General features: G+C 66.5%; 20 protein-coding genes and 1 riboswitch. Of the genes, 8 read left to right on the top strand and 12 right to left on the bottom strand.

Translation table 11 applies throughout. The annotated features are described in order from the left end of the window. Positions 1–27 precede the first annotated feature (27 nt). From ACEN9K_RS03920 to ACEN9K_RS03910, 3 genes are read left to right on the top strand one after another with little or no spacing between them, the layout of a single operon-like run. Complete coding sequence (locus ACEN9K_RS03920; RefSeq protein ID WP_018771853.1) at positions 28–591, top strand: SSI family serine proteinase inhibitor; 564 nt, start codon at positions 28–30, stop codon at positions 589–591. Beyond that, positions 569–1,501 (top strand): 3-methyladenine DNA glycosylase, encoded by a 933-nt coding sequence (locus tag ACEN9K_RS03915; protein WP_495635205.1) that lies wholly within the window; start codon positions 569–571, stop codon positions 1,499–1,501. Before ACEN9K_RS03920 ends, ACEN9K_RS03915 begins: the two co-directional genes overlap by 23 nt. Beyond that, positions 1,498–1,830 (top strand): subtilase-type protease inhibitor, encoded by a 333-nt coding sequence (locus ACEN9K_RS03910; RefSeq protein WP_134165167.1) that lies wholly within the window; start codon positions 1,498–1,500, stop codon positions 1,828–1,830. The genes ACEN9K_RS03915 and ACEN9K_RS03910 overlap by 4 nt, the downstream gene beginning before the upstream one ends. 92 nt (positions 1,831–1,922) lie before the next feature. Here ACEN9K_RS03910 and ACEN9K_RS03905 read toward each other — a convergent pair whose 3' ends face one another. Together ACEN9K_RS03905 and ACEN9K_RS03900 are read right to left on the bottom strand one after the other, a co-directional pair. After that, positions 1,923–5,054, bottom strand: a complete 3,132-nt coding sequence (locus ACEN9K_RS03905; RefSeq protein WP_495635204.1) for a S8 family serine peptidase — start codon at positions 5,052–5,054, stop codon at positions 1,923–1,925. A gap of 261 nt (positions 5,055–5,315) precedes the next feature. Beyond that, entirely contained in the window at positions 5,316–5,501 is a 186-nt protein-coding gene (locus ACEN9K_RS03900) for a hypothetical protein (protein ID WP_018771849.1), read from the bottom strand. Between the two features lie 269 nt (positions 5,502–5,770). Between ACEN9K_RS03900 and purS the strand changes: the two genes are divergently transcribed. Genes purS through purL form a run of 3 tightly spaced genes read left to right on the top strand, consistent with a single transcriptional unit; the run spans position 5,771 to position 9,103 of the window. Next, entirely contained in the window at positions 5,771–6,022 is a 252-nt protein-coding gene (gene purS, locus ACEN9K_RS03895) for a phosphoribosylformylglycinamidine synthase subunit PurS (RefSeq protein WP_015935902.1), read from the top strand. A 1-nt stretch (position 6,023) separates the two neighbouring features. Next, the gene (gene purQ / locus ACEN9K_RS03890; RefSeq protein ID WP_018771848.1) at positions 6,024–6,797 is read left to right on the top strand and encodes a phosphoribosylformylglycinamidine synthase subunit PurQ; all 774 of its coding nucleotides are present in this window, start codon (positions 6,024–6,026) and stop codon (positions 6,795–6,797) included. Next, positions 6,794–9,103 carry a phosphoribosylformylglycinamidine synthase subunit PurL gene (purL, locus tag ACEN9K_RS03885; protein ID WP_495635203.1) on the top strand — a complete coding sequence of 770 codons (2,310 nt, stop codon included), beginning with the start codon at positions 6,794–6,796 and terminating at the stop codon, positions 9,101–9,103. Before purQ ends, purL begins: the two co-directional genes overlap by 4 nt. 73 nt (positions 9,104–9,176) lie before the next feature. Here the strand turns inward: purL and ACEN9K_RS03880 are convergent, their stop codons facing one another. The 4 genes from ACEN9K_RS03880 to ACEN9K_RS03865 are packed head-to-tail and all read right to left on the bottom strand — an operon-like array spanning position 9,177 to position 10,750. Next, positions 9,177–9,470, bottom strand: a complete 294-nt coding sequence (locus ACEN9K_RS03880) for a DUF503 domain-containing protein (RefSeq protein WP_018771846.1) — start codon at positions 9,468–9,470, stop codon at positions 9,177–9,179. A gap of 14 nt (positions 9,471–9,484) precedes the next feature. Continuing rightward, positions 9,485–9,805, bottom strand: coding sequence for a putative quinol monooxygenase (locus tag ACEN9K_RS03875; RefSeq protein WP_018771845.1), 321 nt, complete (start codon positions 9,803–9,805; stop codon positions 9,485–9,487). Continuing rightward, the gene (locus ACEN9K_RS03870) at positions 9,802–10,344 is read right to left on the bottom strand and encodes a DUF1990 domain-containing protein (RefSeq protein WP_478222404.1); all 543 of its coding nucleotides are present in this window, start codon (positions 10,342–10,344) and stop codon (positions 9,802–9,804) included. The genes ACEN9K_RS03875 and ACEN9K_RS03870 overlap by 4 nt, the downstream gene beginning before the upstream one ends. Then, positions 10,337–10,750, bottom strand: coding sequence for an MmcQ/YjbR family DNA-binding protein (locus tag ACEN9K_RS03865; RefSeq protein ID WP_495635202.1), 414 nt, complete (start codon positions 10,748–10,750; stop codon positions 10,337–10,339). The genes ACEN9K_RS03870 and ACEN9K_RS03865 overlap by 8 nt, the downstream gene beginning before the upstream one ends. 45 nt (positions 10,751–10,795) lie before the next feature. On the opposite strand from ACEN9K_RS03865, the gene ACEN9K_RS03860 reads away from it, so the two are divergent. Further along, the gene (locus tag ACEN9K_RS03860) at positions 10,796–11,824 is read left to right on the top strand and encodes an isopenicillin N synthase family dioxygenase (RefSeq protein WP_495635201.1); all 1,029 of its coding nucleotides are present in this window, start codon (positions 10,796–10,798) and stop codon (positions 11,822–11,824) included. On the opposite strand, the gene ACEN9K_RS03855 is transcribed toward ACEN9K_RS03860, so the two are convergent. The 6 genes from ACEN9K_RS03855 to ACEN9K_RS03830 all read right to left on the bottom strand — a co-directional run bounded on the left by ACEN9K_RS03855 (position 11,821) and on the right by ACEN9K_RS03830 (position 17,268). Beyond that, complete coding sequence (locus ACEN9K_RS03855) at positions 11,821–12,246, bottom strand: CoA-binding protein (protein ID WP_018771841.1); 426 nt, start codon at positions 12,244–12,246, stop codon at positions 11,821–11,823. The two genes, ACEN9K_RS03860 and ACEN9K_RS03855, sit on opposite strands and share 4 nt — an antisense overlap. 37 nt (positions 12,247–12,283) lie before the next feature. Next, positions 12,284–13,249: a hypothetical protein gene (locus ACEN9K_RS03850; RefSeq protein WP_495635200.1), complete on the bottom strand. Its 966-nt coding sequence runs from the start codon at positions 13,247–13,249 to the stop codon at positions 12,284–12,286. After that, positions 13,246–13,797 carry an RNA polymerase sigma factor gene (locus tag ACEN9K_RS03845; protein WP_018771839.1) on the bottom strand — a complete coding sequence of 184 codons (552 nt, stop codon included), beginning with the start codon at positions 13,795–13,797 and terminating at the stop codon, positions 13,246–13,248. The genes ACEN9K_RS03850 and ACEN9K_RS03845 overlap by 4 nt, the downstream gene beginning before the upstream one ends. A 294-nt stretch (positions 13,798–14,091) precedes the next feature. Beyond that, a complete protein-coding gene (locus ACEN9K_RS03840; protein ID WP_018771838.1) occupies positions 14,092–14,463 on the bottom strand; it encodes a YegP family protein in 372 nt (123 codons plus the stop codon). A gap of 188 nt (positions 14,464–14,651) precedes the next feature. After that, the gene (locus ACEN9K_RS03835) at positions 14,652–15,941 is read right to left on the bottom strand and encodes an adenylosuccinate synthase (protein ID WP_026266160.1); all 1,290 of its coding nucleotides are present in this window, start codon (positions 15,939–15,941) and stop codon (positions 14,652–14,654) included. A 238-nt stretch (positions 15,942–16,179) separates the two neighbouring features. Further along, positions 16,180–17,268, bottom strand: coding sequence for a M14 family zinc carboxypeptidase (locus ACEN9K_RS03830; protein ID WP_495635199.1), 1,089 nt, complete (start codon positions 17,266–17,268; stop codon positions 16,180–16,182). Positions 17,269–17,452: 184 nt separating this feature from the next. Beyond that, positions 17,453–17,556: riboswitch (SAM riboswitch) on the top strand. Between the two features lie 13 nt (positions 17,557–17,569). Between ACEN9K_RS03830 and ACEN9K_RS03825 the strand changes: the two genes are divergently transcribed. Then, a complete protein-coding gene (locus ACEN9K_RS03825) occupies positions 17,570–18,778 on the top strand; it encodes a cobalamin-independent methionine synthase II family protein (RefSeq protein WP_495635198.1) in 1,209 nt (402 codons plus the stop codon). Positions 18,779–18,805 lie beyond the last annotated feature (27 nt).

Raw genomic sequence — 18,805 nt, 5'->3', positions numbered from 1 at the left:
ATAACCAGACCAAGGAGAGGAAGCCTGATGCGTAGTTTCCGCATACTCGCAACGGTCCTGGCAGTTGGCGCCGGGCTAATCACCGGTTGCAGCGGCACTCCTGACAATGGCACGTCCGCCTCACCTGCGCCCTCCACCTCCGCAGCCGGAAGCTCATCCGCCGGCTCCCCTACTCCTTCCCCGGACACCGAAACGTCGGTACCGGCTCCCGCCCCCACCACGTCGCGGCCAAGTGCCGGCCCGGGGCAGGGAAACGCTGAACTCGCCATCACGGTGGTGCCGTCCCAGGGCGCGGATGAACTCGACTACACCCTGGTTTGTTCCGCCGGCACCCCTGCCGCGGAAAGCAGCCACCCCAACGCTGCCGCGGCCTGCGCAGCGCTGAAAGCCAACCCGGCCATCCTGTCCCCGGCGGCCCCGGGAACTTCCCAACCCTGTACCCAGCAGTACGGCGGCCCCCAGAAGGCAACCGTGACGGGCATGGTTGACGGTGTTGCCGTGGACTCCTCCTTTGCCCGGACCAACGGATGCGAAATCAGTGCGTGGGACGCTGCCAAGGACGTGCTGGGTGCCGCCGGTGGAGCCTCTTAAGCTCCTGGCGCCAGACAACGCCCAGGCGAGGGAAGAAGCCCACCTGCAGCGCGTGAGCCGCTACGCCGATCCCTACCTGGCCCGACGGTCCGCTGGCCAAAAACACCCGGTGGAGGATTTTCTCTTCACCTATTACACGCAGAAGCCGGGCCAGCTGAAGCGCTGGCACCCCGGCGCCGGAGCGGTCCTTACCGGCGCCCAGGCAGCCACGCGGCTGGGGTGGAAGCATTACAGGATGCTCGACGACGGCGAGCTCGCCTCCCTGGGGCTGGCCGCGGGAAGCACCGCGGCCACCTTAGATCGGCGCGCCTTCCTGGCCGACCGCAAGGATGCCGTGGCCTTTGCCGGCATCATCCTCCGGGGGACGGCGGCCAGGCCGGCACAGTTCGGCTGTTTCGGCCTCCACGAGTGGGCCATGGTGTACCGCCAGGACAAATTCGACCTCCGGCATGAGTATCTGCAGCTGCGGCTGGGAGCGGCCGGCACCGACCGGGTGGTGGAGGAGAACAGGATCCGCTGCACCCATTTCGATGCGTTCCGCTTCTATACCCCCGACGCCATCCCGCTCAACGAACACTCCCCCAGCCGGGACACGCAGCGCCACATGGAACAGCCGGGCTGCCTGCACGCCAACATGGACCTTTACAAGTGGGCGTACAAGCTGCTGCCTGCGCTGTCCAGTGAACTGGTCATGGACTGCTTTGAACTGTCCTGGCGGATCCGGGCCATGGATATGCAGGCTTCCCCGTACGATCTGGCTGGCTGGGGCTATCCGGCCATCCCCATCGAAACGCCGCAGGGCAAGGCCGCCTATGTCGAGCACCAGCGTGCCTTCGCCACGGAAGCGGGGGCCCTGCGGGAACGGCTCGCCGCGGAAATCGGGGCCGTGTCGGACGGAGCGCCGCATTGATCGACCTGACCATCCGAATCCGCGAGGCCCCCGATGCGCCGGAGCATGTGTTCCGGCTGGTAGCCACGGATGGCGCCCCCGCAGCCGGGACCACGCTGCCCCGACCTGGAGCAGCCCTCGCCGCCGTGGAGCGGTTCGGTGAAGGCATCTTCTTCCCCAAACCTGGTCCTCCCAAGCTGTGCACCCAGCAGTACGGCGGCCCGCAGGTTGCCACGGTCACCGGAACTTTCCATGGGCGCCACGTCAACTCGACCTTTACCCGCACCGACGGCTGCGAGATCGCCCGCTGGAAGGCCATGGCACCTTTACTGGGCGGCACAGCCACTTAGCCTTCCGCTGCCTGGCCTTCCCGCCGGCAGGAACGTAAAAAGGTCCCGGGCGGCCTGATAGCCGCCCGGGACCTCCCCCCGTGCCTTCCGGATCAGGTTGCGGGTACCGCCTGGGCCAGGTCAAGCCGGGGAGCGCCGGCCGGGGCGGGGGCAGCGCCCTGCCCCACCTGCACGTTCACCCAGGTTTTGATACCGTTGCTGCCAAGGCTCAGCCGGGAGAGGTAGGAGCCCTCCTGGAGTCCGGTCCAGCTCAGGGTCGCCGAGGTGGCGGTTCCGTTCGGCGCCACGATGGGGTTCGGGTTCACCGTGAGGTTGCCCGCGTCACCGGCGAAGGTCACAGCCTGGACGGACGCGGTGGCCGGCCCATTGTCCGGCGTGGCGTAAAGGTTGGCCACCACATAGTAGGTGCCCGCCCGCGGCGACTCCAGGTCCAGGAATTCACTGGCCGAGGCAGTGGCCACCTGGGTGGCCGTCAACCCGCCCGACGCGCTCGGTGCGTAGACCACCATGTCCCAGTCGACGTCGTTCGACTGTGCCTGGATGCCCAGCCGCGCAAACGAGGCACCGGCCGGCACCTTCACCTGGAGCAGGGCGTTGTGCGCGTCATTCGTGGCCGCGTACTCGCCCGGGGTCTTGGTGATGGCGGTCTGGCTCAGTGGTGCCAGGCCCTCCACGCCGACGGCGATGGGGTTGTCGGAGCCGGATACGAGCTCCATCGTGCCGCTGCCGGTGCCCGTGGCCGAGCTGAAGGAGAACGACGGGGCAATCTGGGCATCAACAGGACGGATGGCAATAGGGGACGTAACCGTCCGCGGGCCCTTCCAGGTGAGGCTTCCAGTGCTGAACTTGCCAACCGGTCCGCTGACGTTCCGGATGGTGACGGTGACTTCACGGGTCTGGCCGGCCCTGGCGAAGTTCAGCGCCTTGGGTTCGACGTTGACGTTGAAGCCCGGCATGTTCACCTCGGGGTGGTACATGCCCGGGACCAGGGCGGTCAGCTTGCGCTTCACCTGGACTTCGCCCACCAGGCTGCCCAGCGCGATGGAGGGCAGGTTGAGGTCGCGGGCGGCAATGCTGCCGGCCTGCGGCGCTCCGGTGTCAACGCCCTGCCCGTTCAGGAAGCCGAGCCAGTCCTGGATCCCGGAGTCGTAGACCAGCCCGGGATCAAGGACGCGGGTGGAATCGATGTGGCCGGCGCCGCCCTGGAAGGGGTCGGTGTTGGGCGAACCGTCGGCATTGACCAGAGGGTAGGCGGTGGTCATCATGGCGGACTTAACCATTGCCGGGGTCCACTTCGGCTGCTTGCCCAGGACCAGGGCACCGAAACCGGCGATGTGCGGTGCGGCCATGGAGGTGCCGGACATGAACCCGAACTGGTCGCCGTCGTTACCGATCGTGGAGACACCGGCCAGGACGTTGACGCCCGGGGCGGAGATGTCCGGCTTGAGCAGGTCGCCGCCGGATGCCAGGGTGGGCCCGCGGGACGAGAAGCCCGCGATTTGGGGTGCCGCGGCTGGTGGCAGACCGGTCAGGTCGCCCTTGACCAGGCTGACGGTCAGCGCCGGATTGGCTTCCAGCTTGGACTTCAGCTCCAGGCTCTTGGGGGCATTGACGTGGACAGTTGGAACAACGTGGTTGTCTGCGTCCTCCGAGCTGCTGGTGAGGTTCACCAGGATCATGCCCACGCCGCCCTTGTCCAGGACCTCCTGGCTCTTGGCGGTGCGGTCCACCACGCCGCGGTCGCAGACCACAACCTTGCCGGCCACCTTGGAGCCGTCAAGGGTCCCCGGGCCGCAGAGGTTCGGGTTTGCCGCACCCGCGGCCGCGGCGGCCGCGGCAAGGACAACGGGCTTGTCCGCCACTTCCGACTTCATAATGGACGCTCCGCGGTACAGGGAGCCGTCGGACACCTTGACCGTTCCCAGCAGGTCGCTGGGGAAGGTGGAAGCAGCCACGGTGGTCAGCCACGGTGAGGCATGGTTCACGGTGGAGGCCGCAGGGCCGGAGTTGCCGGCCGAAGCCGAAACGAAGACACCTGCGGAAGCCGCATTCAGGAACGCCAGCGCCACGGGATCGGTGGTGCTGTTGTTATTGCCCGATATGGAGTAGTTCAGGACATCGACGCCGTCCTTGATGGCTGCGTCCACGGCCTCGATCGACGCCGAGGAGTAGCAGCCGCCCGTGTCCGGGTTGGTGTCCTCCCAGCAGACTTTGTACACCGAGACTTTGGCTGCGGGGGCCACTCCCGAGCTCTTGCCGAAGCTGGTTCCATCGATCACCTGCTCGACATTGGCATTGCCCGCCGCCGTGGTGGCGGTGTGGGTGCCGTGGCTGCCAACGTCCACCGGGGAAATCTGCTCTTCCGGGGCACGGTTTCCCGGCGCCACGTACTGCAGGAAGGAATCGGCGAAGTATCGGGCGCCGATGACCTTGGTATTGCAGAGCGAGCCGTCAAACCCGGCCCCGGTGCCCTCGCCTTTTTGGCATTCCCCTTCGAAGGTGGTGCCGTCCGCTTTGAGCATGGCAATCCTGCCATCGCCGGTGCGGTACGGGACGCCCACCTGCGGGTCACCCTGCAGTGGCTTCACGGGTTCGCCCTGCAGGAAGGGGTTGTCCGGTGCGTACCCCGAGTCGATGACACCCACCACAACGCCCTTGCCGGCGTTTGCCTGGCCGCCGAACTGTTGGGCCCATGCGCCGTCCGGGCCGGTGAGCTTGAGGAAGTCGGTGGTGGTGTAGTCAGGCTTGTTTTCGACATCGGGTGAAACCACCAGGACGCGGTTGTCCTTGGACAAGGCTGCCGCCTGCGTTGCGGTCAGCTCGGCAGTGAACCCGTTCAGTGCTGCGGTGTACTGCTTTGCGGGGCTGACACCCTGCGCCGCTGCGACTTCACGCTGCTGGTTGCGAAGGTGGGCGTCGTAGGCCTTGTAGTTGGGGCTGCCGGCGTCGAGCTTCCTGCCCTGCTGGGGCTTGGTGGCTCCCAGTCCGGCAACTCCCCCTTCGTACGCCGCGGCAGCCGGGCCGGCCAGCACCACGATGTACCGGCCGTCCTTGAATTGGCTGTCCTTCGCAGTGGAGGAGGCATTTTCCGTACCTTGGCCGCCGGGTGCCGCCGACGCGGGACCCACGGCCATGGAGCTAAGGAGAAGGGGCAACCCGACGGCCAGTGCGGCCGCTTTCCGGAGGCCCCCAGCCCGCGAGGGGCTCTTTCCAGTTGATTTCACGTGCAACCCTTTCACGATGTACCGCCCAGCCTTGGTGGGCAGCCCGAACGACTGGAACTGCAGAGGAAATTACAGGTTTTGTAATTTGCTGAGACCAGACTGTTCACAGAGTACAGACTGAGAGCACGATATGACATAGGGCACATTCGAGAATTTTCCGCTTGTCATACGGGGTGGGGCGTTGGCCCGCAGGACCCGGAAACAGGCATGGAAAAGGGCGCCCCGAAGGACGCCCTGGCAAACGAGAGACCGCAGGCGAAACTACTGGCGGGGAGTGCGCACCACGTCACTGATCCATTGCCTGGTTTTTTCATCCACAGGACCGGCTACCCGCGTCTCCCGGGCCAGGCGGTCCGCCTTCACTTTTTGAAACACCATCCTGCCCAGGCCGGCGAACACGGCCGCGGCGACCATCGGCAACAGCACGGACTTCGAATTTTCTCCCATTCAGCAACTCTAGTGAACGCCCTCCGGCAACTCCATAACCCCGCCCAGGGGCGCCCCCGTCCCCGGTTCATTCCCCGCCGCCCGGCTGCCCAGGAGGCCGGATGCAAAGGGGTGCGCCCGGCCCGGTAGAATGGTAAGGCAAGCTCGCGGAGCGCCCGACCTCATGGTGAACCAACGCAGGTGACCAACAGTCCCCCCAACCCCGGTACGGCGTGAGACGGCACCACTCCGCTGCGCCCTTACCCAAGCTCACGCACAGGAGTTGCCGGATGCCCCGGATCGTTGTTGACGTCATGCCCAAGCCCGAGATTCTGGACCCGCAGGGGAAGGCGATCGTCGGCGCTCTCCCCCGGCTGGGCTTCACCAGCTTCAGCTCTGTCCGCCAGGGCAAGCGTTTCGAACTGACGGTCGACGGCGAGGTGACCGAGGAAATCCTGGCCCAGGCCCGCGACGCCGCCGAGACCCTCCTGTCCAACCCCGTGATCGAAGATGTCGTCAACGTCGAGGTCGTCGAGGCCTGACATGACTGAACTCCCCCTGATCGGCGAAGCCGTCGCAGTCGCGGCGGAGCCGCGCCTCGCCGGCGCCCGCATCGGCGTCGTTACCTTCCCCGGCACCCTTGATGACCGCGACGCCGCCCGCGCCGTGCGCCTTGCGGGCGGCACCGCCGTCGAACTTTGGCATGGCGACAGCCAGCTCGGCGACGTGGATGCCGTGGTCATCCCCGGCGGCTTCTCTTACGGCGACTACCTCCGCGCCGGCGCCATTGCCCGCTTCGCGCCGTTGATGTCCAAAATCATCGACGCCGCCAACTCCGATGCCAAGCTGCCGGTCCTCGGCATCTGCAACGGCTTCCAGATCCTCACCGAGTCGCACCTGCTGCCCGGATCGATGATCAAGAACGACCACCTGAAGTTCCTCTGCCGCGACCAGGTGCTGCGTGTCGAGAACAGCAACACTGCGTGGACCCTGGACTACCAGGCGGGCCAGGAGATCACCATCCCGCTCAAGAACCAGGATGGCCAGTACATCGCGGACGAGAAGACCCTGGACGCCCTTGAGGCTGAGGGCCGCGTTGTCTTCCGCTATGTGGGCTTCAACCCGAACGGCTCCCGCCGCGACATCGCGGGCATCTCCAATGCCGCCGGCAACGTGGTGGGCCTCATGCCGCACCCCGAACACGCCGTGGAGCCGGGCTTCGGGCCCGAATCGCTGGACGGCATCGGCGGTTCCGACACCGACGGCCTGGGCTTCTTCACCTCCGTCCTGAACAAGATTGTGGGAGGCGACAAGTGACCACGGAAACCACCAAGAAGTTCAACATCGACACCGTCGAGCACGCCGCGAAAACTCCGGACACGGAACTTCCCTGGGCCGAACTTGGCCTGAAGCGGAACGAGTTCGACGAGATCGTCAAGGTCCTGGGCCGCCGCCCCACGGGCGCGGAACTGGCCATGTACTCCGTCATGTGGAGCGAGCACTGCTCCTACAAGTCCTCCAAGAACCACCTGCGCCAGTTCGGCCAGAAGGTCACCGAGGAAATGAAGAAGGACATGCTGGTGGGCATCGGCGAAAACGCCGGCGTGACCAACCTGGGGGACGGCTGGGCCGTGACCTTCAAGATTGAATCGCACAACTCGCCGTCGTTTGTTGAGCCCTACCAGGGTGCCGCGACCGGCATCGGCGGCATTGTCCGCGACATCATCTCCATGGGCGCCCGCCCGGTTGCCGTCATGGACCCGCTGCGTTTCGGCGCCATCGACCACCCGGACACCGCCCGCGTCATGCACGGTGCCGTTGCGGGCATCGGCGGTTACGGCAACTCCCTGGGCCTGCCGAACATCGGCGGCGAGATGGTGTTCGACTCCGTGTACCAGGGCAACCCGCTGGTCAACGCCCTGGCAGTGGGCGTCATGCGGCACGAGGACATCCGCCTGGCCAACGCCTCCGGCAAGGGCAACAAGGTGGTCCTGTTCGGTGCGCGCACCGGCGGCGACGGCATCGGCGGCGCCTCGGTGCTGGCCTCCGAGTCGTTCGACGACACCAAGCCCTCCAAGCGCCCCGCCGTCCAGGTGGGCGACCCGTTCGCCGAGAAGGTCCTCATCGAGTGCTGCCTGGAGCTCTTCAAGGGCTCGCTGGTGGAAGGCATCCAGGACCTTGGCGCCGCAGGCATCTCCTGCGCCACGTCCGAGCTGGCTTCCAATGGCGACGGCGGCATGCAGGTCGAGCTGACCTCCGTCCTGCTGCGCGACCCCACGCTGACCCCGGGCGAGATCCTGATGTCCGAGTCCCAGGAACGCATGATGGCCGTTGTCACCCCGGAGAACGTGGAAGCGTTCGAGGCCGTGATGGACAAGTGGGCCGTGGAGTACTCCTGGCTGGGCGAGGTGACCGATACCGGCCGCCTGATCATCACCTGGGAAGGCGAGGTGATTGTCGACGTCGATCCCCGCACCGTGGCGCACGACGGCCCGGTTTATGACCGCCCGTATGCCCGTCCCGAGTGGCAGGATGCCGTGCAGGCGGACACCTTCACCGGTTCCGTGCAGGACGCCGGCCGCCCGGCCGCCCCCGCGGAGCTGGCAAAGGCCGTCACCGAACTGGTGGCGTCACCGAACATGTGCTCCAAGTCCTGGATCACCAACCAGTACGACCGCTACGTGGGCGGCAACACCTCCATGGCATTCCCCGACGACGCCGGCGTGGTGCGCGTGGACGAGGAAACCGGCCTGGGCGTTGCCCTGGCCACCGACGCCAACGGCCGCTACACCTACCTGGACCCGTACCACGGCGCGCAGCTGGCACTGGCCGAGGCCTACCGCAACGTGGCCACCGCAGGCGCCGTCCCCATGGCCGTCAGCGACTGCCTGAACTTCGGCTCCCCCGAGGACCCGGATGTGATGTGGCAGCTCGCCGAGGCCATCCGCGGCCTCTCCGACGCCTGCATGGTGCTGGGCATCCCTGTCACCGGCGGCAACGTCTCGCTCTACAACCAGACCGGCACCACGCCCATCCACCCCTCCCCGGTGGTGGCGGTCCTGGGCAAGCTCGACGACGTTGCGCGCCGCACGCCGTCGGGCTGGCGTGAGGATGGCCAGGCGATCTACCTGCTGGGCACCACGGGCGCCGAGCTGGACGGTTCCGAATGGGCCAACATGCGCGGACACCTGGGCGGCCAGCCACCGAAGGTGGACCTCGAGGCCGAGCGCGCGCTGGGCGAGATCCTGATCAACGCGTCCCGCGACGGCATGATCGACTCCGCCCACGACCTCTCCGAAGGCGGCCTCGCGGCTGCGCTGGTGGAGTCCTCGCTGCGCTACGGCGTGGGTGCCCGGATCGCGCTGCAGGACGTCATGGACCGGGACGGCGTGGACCTGTTCACGGCCCTGTTCTCCGAGTCCCAGGGCCGTGCCGTTGTGGGCGTCCCCCGCTCCGAGGAAGTCCGCTTTACGGACATGTGCACCGCCCGCGGCTTCACCCACACCCGCATCGGCGTGGTGGACGCGGCCAGCGGCAAGCTGGAGATCAACGGCGTGGAGGGCCTGTCCCTGGACGCGCTCCGCGAAGCCCACGAAGGGACCCTGCCGAAGTACTTCGGCTAGGCCCCACAGAACGCGGACGGACACTCAAGCCCATAGAGAGGCTTTGGGTGTCCGTCCGCATTTAAGGACCGGCTCAGTCCTCGCTGTGCAGCTCCCGCTGCCGTGCACTGAGCAGCTCGAACTCCGGCCGGGCTGCCACAAAACGTTCGACGGCGGCCAGCACCTCCACGAGATGGGCCCGGTCAGCTGCCACCAGGCCAACGCCGACCTGCGAGCGCCGGTACTGGGCATGGTCCCCGACTTCGGCGACTGACACCTCGAAGCGGCGTTTGAGCTCGGCAAGGAGCGGCCTGACGACGGAGCGCTTTTCCTTCAGGCTCTGCACGTCCCCAAGGAGGATGTCGAACTCGATCCAGCCGATCCACATGGCCGCCCCTGTCTTTACTCGATGGTGAGCTCACCCATCAGGTCCCAGCCTTCGCCGTCCAGCTGGCGGCTGATGATCCTGGGTGTTTCGGCGAGTGCCTGGGGCATGTCGGCCATGGCCTTCTTGAAGTGCCCGCTGTTGACATGGTCTCCCGCGGCGTCGTCCTTGAACGCTTCCACCAGGACGAACTCGTTGGGATCGTCCACACTTCGGGACCAGTCGAACCACAGGTTGCCCGGCTCCTCCCGGGTAGCCCGGGTGAAGTCTGCCACCAGATCGAGCCAGCGCCCGGACCAATCGGGCTTGACCTTGAACTTGACGACGATAAAGATCACAGGGATGTTCCTTCCGCGGCGAGGGTGCGTGCCCCTTCAATGTACCGGGAAGTAACGTAGCGCTGTGCCGCGCGGGTGACCAGGCCGCCGGCGGCGTAGAACCAGTTGGCAGGCCTGCTGAAAGCACGGATCCGCAGCCACACCTCTCCGTGGCTGTTGATCTCCACCTCGAAGGATTCCTCGCCACGGGCGGGGTGGCCGGGCAGCGTCCCGTAACCAAACCCGGCGGATTGGGGAACACCGTCCGGTGCCGGCTCCCGCGCCCACACCACCTGGCAGGGCGCGGGCAGGCGGAAGGGCCCGACGCCGAAACCGCTCACCACGTGTGCCCCGGGCACCGCCCTTGGCGAGTCTGCCCGCACCGTGAGGCCAGCCCTCCGCTGCAGTTCCCAGCCCAGGATGCCGTCCGCCACGCGCCGGTAGACGCCAAGGCCGGTACCCAGGCGGGCTTCCTCAAGGACGCGGTCGTACCCCACTGGCGCGACGCCGTGCTCCGTGCCGCCAATTCCCGGATAGCCGAGTCTTCCCGCGTCAATCATCGCCGCCTGCCCTTTCGAGGCGTGCCCACCCCAGTTGATCCTGCTGCTTCCGGCTCAAGCCTGACACCACAAGGTCGTAGGAGTCCTCCACCATGTCCCGGATCATCCCGTCCGGCAGCGACCCGTCGATGCGCACACCATTCCAGTGGGTCTTGTTCATGTGCCACGCCCCGGTGATTGCCGGGTGTACCGCGCGCAGCTGCACGGCCAGGGCCGGCTCGCACTTCAAGTTCACGTAGAAATCGCGTTCGTCCATGGACGACAGGGCAAACAGTTTAGCCTCGTGCCGCGCTCCCCCGGCAGTCCCGGCACGGACCTTGAAGACCGAAGTCTCCGGTCCGAACGGAAAATCCTCATAGGCTCCGGGAAACGAAAGGCAGATCTTCCGCAGCGCACTTGAGTCCATAACGGAAGCCTATAAAGCAGACCTGCGCGGTGCTAGTCTGCGAACATGTCACGCGACCAGGGAGCCATACCTGTTCTGGACCTGCGTGCCGCCCGGCGGGCCGACGGCACATTCAGCCCGGAGTTCATCGACCAGCTGCGGCACGCCACCCACGACATCGGGTTCTTCCAGGTCACCGGTTATGTTGGCCGCCCGGGACAGGCCGAAGAGCTCCTGGACACTATTCAGCGCTTCTTCGACCTGCCCCTTGAGGAGCGGATGAAGCTGGACAACCGCCTCTCCCCCCACTTCCGTGGCTACACGCGCATGGGCACCGAGGTGACCCAGGGCCGGGCCGACGCTCGGGAGCAGATCGACTATTCACCGGAGCGCGAGCCGGTGCGGGACTACCCGGACAGCCAGCCTTACTGGCTGCTGCAGGGTCCCAATCTCTGGCCCGATGAAACATTCCCCGAGCTGAAGCCTGCTGCCATGGAGTGGGCGGAGCTGATGTCCGGCGTGGGCATGGAACTGTTGAGGGCGATCGCCGTTTCGCTCCAGCTGCCGGAGGACTACTTCGACGGGCCCTTCCGGGATTCACCGGCATGGATGGGCAAGCTGGTCCACTACGTGGGCGGCGTGGTGGAAGCGGCCGGGGACCAGGGCGTTGGCTCGCACGCGGACTACGGCTTCGTAACCCTCCTGCTGCAGGACAACGTGGGCGGCCTGGAAGTGCTGCCGCCCGGAACCACCCAGTGGCTGCCTGTGGAGCCCCTGCCGGGGGCACTGGTGGTGAACCTTGGCGAGATGCTCGAAGTAGCCACGGAGGGATACCTGGCGGCGACCATCCACCGCGTCCAGGCACCGCCACCGGGCGTCGACCGGTACTCGGTGCCGTTCTTCTGGTCGCCGCGGCTCGACGCGGTCATCGAGCCCGTCCCCCTGGCACCCGAGCTAAAGGCGGCTGCCCGGGGTATCACGGACGATCCGGACAACCCGCTCCTGGCATCGTTCGGCCTCAACATGCTCAAGGGCCGGATGCGGGCACACCCGGACGTGACCGAACGGCACTATCCGGAGTTGATAAAGCGCTAAAGGTTGTACTTCCAGGCAAGCTGCGCCGGACACAGATTCATCACCACGTCCAGCCCCGCCGCCTTGGCACGTTCCGCCGCTGCCTCGTCGATGACCCCCAGCTGCAGCCACACGGCTTTCGCCCCGGCGGCAATGGCCTGGTCCACCACGCTGCCCACCTTCTGCGAGTTCACAAAGCAGTCCACGACGTCGATGGGCTGCTTATCCGCCGGGATGTCGCCGAGGGTGCGATAGCCGGGTTCGCCGTGGACAGTGTCGCCGTTCAGGTTGACGGGGATGATCTCCATGCCGAGCCGGTCGCGGATCATCAGCGAGACGTCGTAGGCGGAGCGCCACTCATTGGTGGTGAGTCCGACGATGGCCCACCGGCCCTTGGTTCGCAGAAGGCGTTCGATGACTGCGGGATCGTTCGTGTGGCCCATGGGATCAGCCTACGCTGCCCGTCCTGTCATGCTTCAGCTACTTCAGCGGGGTGGCGGCCTTGGGGCCTGTGCCCTGCGACTCTGAACCCTCTGCGCCCTGTGTCCCTGGTTCCTGCGTCCCTGGGTTTTGTGGCTGGCCTTGGCCCGGCACCCGGCCGGTGGTGGCAGCGGAACCGGCCGCCTTCTGCGCCGTCCCGGCCGGGTCCACGCCGCCTGCCACAGTAGCCGGTGCCGGCGCCCCGGCCTTGCCCGGTCCGGCCGCAGCCGGATCCGCCGGGGTTCCCGCCGGCACAGCCCGTCCGCTGCCATCCATGCCGCCGACGGCTCCACCCACTGCAGCAGCCCCGGGTTCGGCCCCGCAGTTCCCTGGACCTGTGCCGGCGTCGTGCTTGACGGGGCCGGCACACGCCGGCGTGCGGGTGCCGCCGAACAGGCCGGCAGGATCGCGCAGGAAACGGGACGCACGGTGTGACGCGTCCGCAGCCCCAGCCGGTGCGGCAGTTGCGCCGGACTGGGTGACTTCCCCTTCCGCGCCCACGTCTGGCCCGCCGTCGGTGGAGGAGACGGCCGACGCGGCGTCGGTCGTATGGTTCCACGGCATCCATTCCGTCAGCACGTGCTCAATGGGGCTGCCTCCGGGAGCGGTGGAGCTGGCGGCTACTCCGCCAACGCCCAGCCCCATTCCCGCCACGAGGACCAGGCCCAGCGCGGTGGGGCGGTGCCGACGGCGGCGGCGCGCCAGTTCATCGCCCGGCCGCGCACCCCGGTGGGTACCCGGCTGCTCAACCCGCTGCTCACCCTCGAGATTCCCGGAAGCGGCGTCTTCTGCCGGACCTCCTGCTGCCAGCATCGCGGCAAGCTCGCCGGTGGGCGCGGGTACGGGCAGTGAGGCCAGGGCGCCCAGCGCGACCAGGGTGTCACGGAGTTCCGCATCCTGGGCTGCACCGGCGTCCTGGAGCATGTCGTCGACAAGGGCGATGAGATTAGTCGAAGCGGACGTCATGGCGTGAGATACTCCTTCACTGCCGCAAGTTCCCGAAGTTTCAGCAGCGCGCGCCGCTGGAGCTGTTTCACGGCACCGGCGCTCTTATCGATGGTTTCCGCGGTCTGTTCCACTGTCAGGCCACCCACCAGGCGAAGCGACAACACGTCCCGCTGGTCCTGCGGCAGCCCGTCCAGCAGCCCGAGGACTTCCCGGGGTGAGATGCGCTCCAGCGCCAGCTTTTCCGCTGAGCTGTCCTGGCGCTGGTCAAGCTCTGGCTCGAACGGCAGTTTGAGCGGGCTTCGGCTTTGGCGGCGGTGGTCGTCCACCATCCGCGCATGGGCAACGGAGAAAATGAAGGTACGCAGCCCTGCATCCCCTCCGCGGACACTGTCGAGCCTGGGCAGGACGGAAAGAAACACTTCCTGCATGGCGGCCTCCGGATCCTCGACTCCCCGGGCGGTGAGATAGCCCAGCACCTGCGACGCGTACGTCTTGTAGACGAGGCTGAAGGCAGCGGTCCCGGGAGTTGGCTGGTCCGGAGCCTCGTCTGTCTGTGCATCGGTCACTGACGTAGTGCTTTCCGTCAAAGAGGGAGTTGGCAAGGTGAACGCTCAGTACATCCGGAACGCTGCCCCTACTTTACCCTTCAGTAACAACCGCTGCCGGAAGCGCCACGGCGCCGGGTAAGCGGGCCATTGCGGGCTCCCGGCACCTGAAGCCGGCTGGGCGGAAAACAAAAGAGCCGGTCTGGAACGTGATGGGGGACAGGTTCCAGACCGGCACTTCATAGGGGTAATCGCTGCGTACCCCCAAAGGGTTACGCGATTTCAAAAACTTTTTTGGCAGCCGTTCCGCGGCTGTCAGCGGGCAGCTGCCCTGGTCCACCGGGGCGGCGTCGCCTGCCTGCGGGATGCCTTGGCCAGCGCGAAAAAGTGCAGCCTGGCGGGCAGGCGCTCGTCGCTACAGACAGGTACGACGGCGGAGGGCAGCTCCGCGGGAACGGCGGCGGCTGCCGCTACGGGCACGGTTGCGGGACGGGATACGGCCCCGGCGGGACAGAGGTCGGTGACCAGGCCGGTGCCGGCGCACTCACGCACGGCAGCGATCCCTGCCGCCAGGGCCTGCTTGTCCTGGTACGGCCCGGAGACAGCCACCACTGCGCCATCCGGGGCCAGGAGCCGGAACCGGAACAACGAATCAGCGTCAATGAATGCTTCAAATTTTCCGGCCATGACGATCCTTCCTTGGGCACCAGGGGGTACTACCGAGTCTTGCCGGTACGCGTGCAGCCTCACAAGACCGTGCGCGTTAAGCCTGTGTAAATTGCTTTTCCACCCGGGGCCGAACGTCCCGGGACGCACAAGCGGCAGGCCACCCGCAAAGGTGGCCTGCCGCCGTCGTCATGCTGCCCTGGGGAGTGTCAGTCGTTGATGAGGTCGTTCACCACGATGGTCTGGTCCCGGTCCGGGCCCACGCCGATGGCGGAGAACCGGGTTCCGGAGAGCTTCTCAAGGGCCAGCACGTAATTCCGGGCGTTCTCCGGCAGGTCCGCCAGGGTGCGTGCCCCGGTGATGTCCTCGGTCCAGCCGTCGAAGTACTCGAAGATGGGCTTGGCGTGGTGGAACTCGGTCTGCGTCATGGGCATTTCATCGTGCCGGACGCCGTCCACGTCGTAGGCCACGCACACGGGAATCTGTTCGATGCCGGTGAGCACGTCCAGCTTGGTGACGAAGTAGTCCGTGAAGCCGTTGACGCGGGAGGCATGCCGGGCCAGGACGGCGTCGTACCAGCCGCAGCGGCGCGGGCGTCCGGTGTTGACGCCGAATTCGCCGCCGGTCTTCTGCAGGTACATGCCCATCTCGTCGAAGAGTTCCGTGGGGAACGGGCCGGCGCCAACGCGGGTGGTGTAGGCCTTGATGATGCCGATGGAGCGCGAGATGCGGGTGGGCCCGATGCCGGAGCCAACCGACGCGCCGCCGGCGGTGGGGTTGGAGGAGGTCACGAACGGGTAGGTGCCGTGGTCCACGTCCAGGAACGTAGCCTGGCCGCCTTCCATCAGGACCACCTTGCCCTCGTCCAGCGCGGTGTTCAGGACCAGGGTGCTGTCGATGACCAGCGGACGGAGCCGCTCGGCGAAGGACAGGAAGTAGTCCACGATCTCGTCCACGACAACGCTGCGGCGGTTGTAGACCTTGACCAGGAGTTCGTTCTTCTGGCGCAGCGAGCCTTCCACCTTCTGGCGGAGGATGGATTCGTCAAAGACGTCCTGGACGCGGATGCCCAGCCGGGCCACCTTGTCCATGTAGGCGGGGCCGATGCCGCGGCCGGTGGTGCCGATGGCGCGGCTGCCCAGGAAGCGTTCGGTCACTTTGTCCAGGACCTGGTGGTACGGGGCCACCAGGTGGGCGTTGGCGGAAACCCGCAGCTTCGAGGTGTCCGCACCGCGGGCCTGGAGCCCATCGATTTCCTGGAAGAGGGCTTCGAGGTTCACCACGCAGCCGTTGCCGATGATGGGAACAGCGTTGGGGCTGAGAATGCCTGCCGGCAGCAGCTTGAGTTCGTACTTTTCACCGCCTACGACGACGGTGTGCCCGGCATTGTTGCCGCCATTGGGCTTGACGACGTAGTCAACACGGCCGCCCAAAAGGTCGGTGGCCTTGCCTTTTCCTTCGTCGCCCCACTGGGCTCCTACGATCACAATTGCTGGCATGGGATCCTCCCCCATTCGTTCGGGCTGCCCGGGTCCAGCCACCTGGTGGCGGGCCCATGCAGCGCCGTTCATGAGAATGCCCCGAACATACCGGCCTTCGCACAGCCGCAGCACGGCACGGCGAAGCAAGAGTTCCGGGGCTCTTACCACCCAAGTTTAGCCGATGGGGCACTTTGTCCACTGTTGTGGCCCGCCGCGGCCCTTTCGCAAATATGGGCCGCGGCGGGCGCCGGGCCTCCTACTCGTCCTCGGCCTCCCCCGCGGGCCGGGACGTCTGCTCGGCGAGCGTGTCCCAGAAGGAGGTGTCGGCGTCGGCAATGGATCCATCCGCGATGGCCGCGGCGGTGGACGCCAGCGTGGTGACCGTCTGCTTGATCAGGTAGCCATTGCTCCGCTGCCCCAGCGCGTAACCATCCAGGTAGTGGTCGGACATGCCGCGCATCTCGAAAAGCAGGGTGGCAATGCCGTATTCCACGGAGATGCCGTTGCGGCTGATGGTCTCGGCGCTGCCGCCCTGGTACCTGCCCAGGTGGCCCCAGCCGGTGGAGTCAACGTTGTTGAAGACAACGGCGCCGAGCCGCTTTGATTTCTCGACGACGGAGGGGTCGGCGTTCGGGGTGGTGGGGTACAGGATGGAGCCGGAAACCAGCTTGCCGTCGCGCTCGGCGCGGGTGCCCTGGTGGTGCAGGTCGATCATGTAGTCAATGCGGTACTTGCGCATCACGTTGTTGTGCAGCGCCTGGGTCTCCGGCTGGACCTTGGCCACATGGTCCCGGTTCAGGTCCACGCCCTCCGCGTTGTAGCGGGTGAGGTGGCGGTCCCCTTTGGCAAGGTAGTCGTCCAGGGAGAAGTTGACATCCCCCATGGCACCGTCCGCGTTGAGCATGGGCACGATGAGGATGTTCACGCCGTCCAGGATGCCTGCCGACTTGCCCGTGCCCAGGTGCTTGACGAACTCGAGGGCACCCTCGGTGGTGAGCTGTTCATTGCCGTGCTGCTGGGTCAAATACAGGATGGTGGGCTTGGCCGGGTCCGATATGTACTTGACCAGGTGGATGTCGCGGCCTTTGACGGTCTGGCCGATGACCTCCAGCTCCATGGCGGGCTGGCGCGCATCCTGGTCCTTCAGGAACGAGACCATCTGGTCGTAGGTGGCCAGCTTCGACGTGGTGATCTGGCCGTTGCCGTCGTAGGAAGGCCCTTCGCCTACGGCGCCGGCCAGGGGCGCCGGACCTGCTGCGACGACAGCGAGCGCGAGGGCTCCGCTAACGGCAAGGGTCCTGAGGGATTTCGTCACAGTTACCTCTTTCAAGTGCTCGGGTGGCATCCGCCGCTCCGTCGCAGCGGAGGCATGTGACATTCAGCCAACCAAGCTTAACGAAACCTGTCAATATACTGGACAAACACTGTAAGTACGTTCCGGTCCCACCGCCGGCGGCCGGCCGGACATGCCCACGACATAAAGCGGTGCGGATTTGCGCGGCTCCACGCGCGTCGATTTATCTGAGAGTGAACCATCCGGAGCGGCCGAGAGACCTGGCTCAATGACGCCGCAGCAACCACGTCCCGGCAGACTCCTGCCGGCCGAAGGTGCTACTGCCAGGACCGATGGAAAGGAAGATTCCAGCATGTCCCAGAACACCGACCATATCCGCGTGACCCACGCCGGTTCATTGCCCCGCACCCCTGAACTCATTGCGGCCAACGCCGCCAAGGAAGCCGACGGCATCACGCCGGAATTCCTGGAACTCCTCGAAGCCTCCGTAGTGGACGTGGTGCAGCGCCAGAAGGACCTTGGCATCGACATCCCCAACGACGGCGAGTACGGGCACACCATGTCCAGCTCGGTGGATTACGGGGCGTGGTGGAATTACTCCTTCGCCCGGCTCGGGGGCCTTGAGCCAACCACCGTGGACCGCTGGGCCGAGTCCGGCGTCCGCCGCTCGTCCCCCGGCAACGTTGTCCTGACCTCGTTCCCGGACCGGCGCGACCGGCAGGCCTTCAACGAGGCCTACAGCGATCCCGCATCCGGCATCCTCACCCACCGCAGGAGCGTTGCCCAGCCCAAGATCGCCGGACCGCTGACCTACACGGGCCAGGACCTGGTGGCCTCGGACATCCGGAACCTGAAGACCGGGCTCGCCGCCGCAGGCCTCACGGATGGCTTCGTGGCCTCCCTCTCCCCCGGCTCATGCGCGCGGGTAGCCAACGACTACTACAAGAGCGACGAGGAACTCGTCTACGCCTGCGCTGATGCCATGCGGGAGGAATACAAGGCCATCATCGAGGCCGGCCTTACGGTGCAGCTCGATGATCCGTCCCTGGCCGAAAGCTGGGACCAGATCAATCCCGAGCCATCCCTGGACGATTACCTGAAGTTCATCCAGCTGCGCGTCGAAGCGACCAACTGGGCGCTGCGCGGCCTGCCGCAGGAGCAGATCCGGCTGCACGTGTGCTGGGGATCCTGGCACGGCCCACACACCACGGACATCCCGTTCGCCGACATCATCGGCTCTGTGCTTCAGGTCAACGCCGGCGCCTATTCCTTTGAAGCGGCAAACGTCCGCCACGAACACGAATGGCGGGTGTGGGAGGACACAAAGCTCCCCGAGGGCAAGGTGATCATCCCGGGCGTTGTTTCGCATGCCACCAATGTGGTGGAGCACCCGGACCTGGTGGCGGACCGGATCGTCCGCTTTGCGGACCTCGTGGGCCGCGGGAACGTCATTGCCTCCACCGACTGTGGCCTGGGCGGCAGGGTGCACCCGCAGATCGCCTTCGCCAAGCTGGAGGCACTGGGTGAGGGTGCCCGCCGCGCCTCGAAGCGCCTCTTCTAGCCGCTCCCGCACCGACGCGCCGGCTGT

The organism is Pseudarthrobacter sp. Pseusp20 (assembly GCF_059492155.1).
Note: the sequence above shows the minus strand (reverse complement) of the source record. Positions and strands in the feature narration are given on the sequence as shown.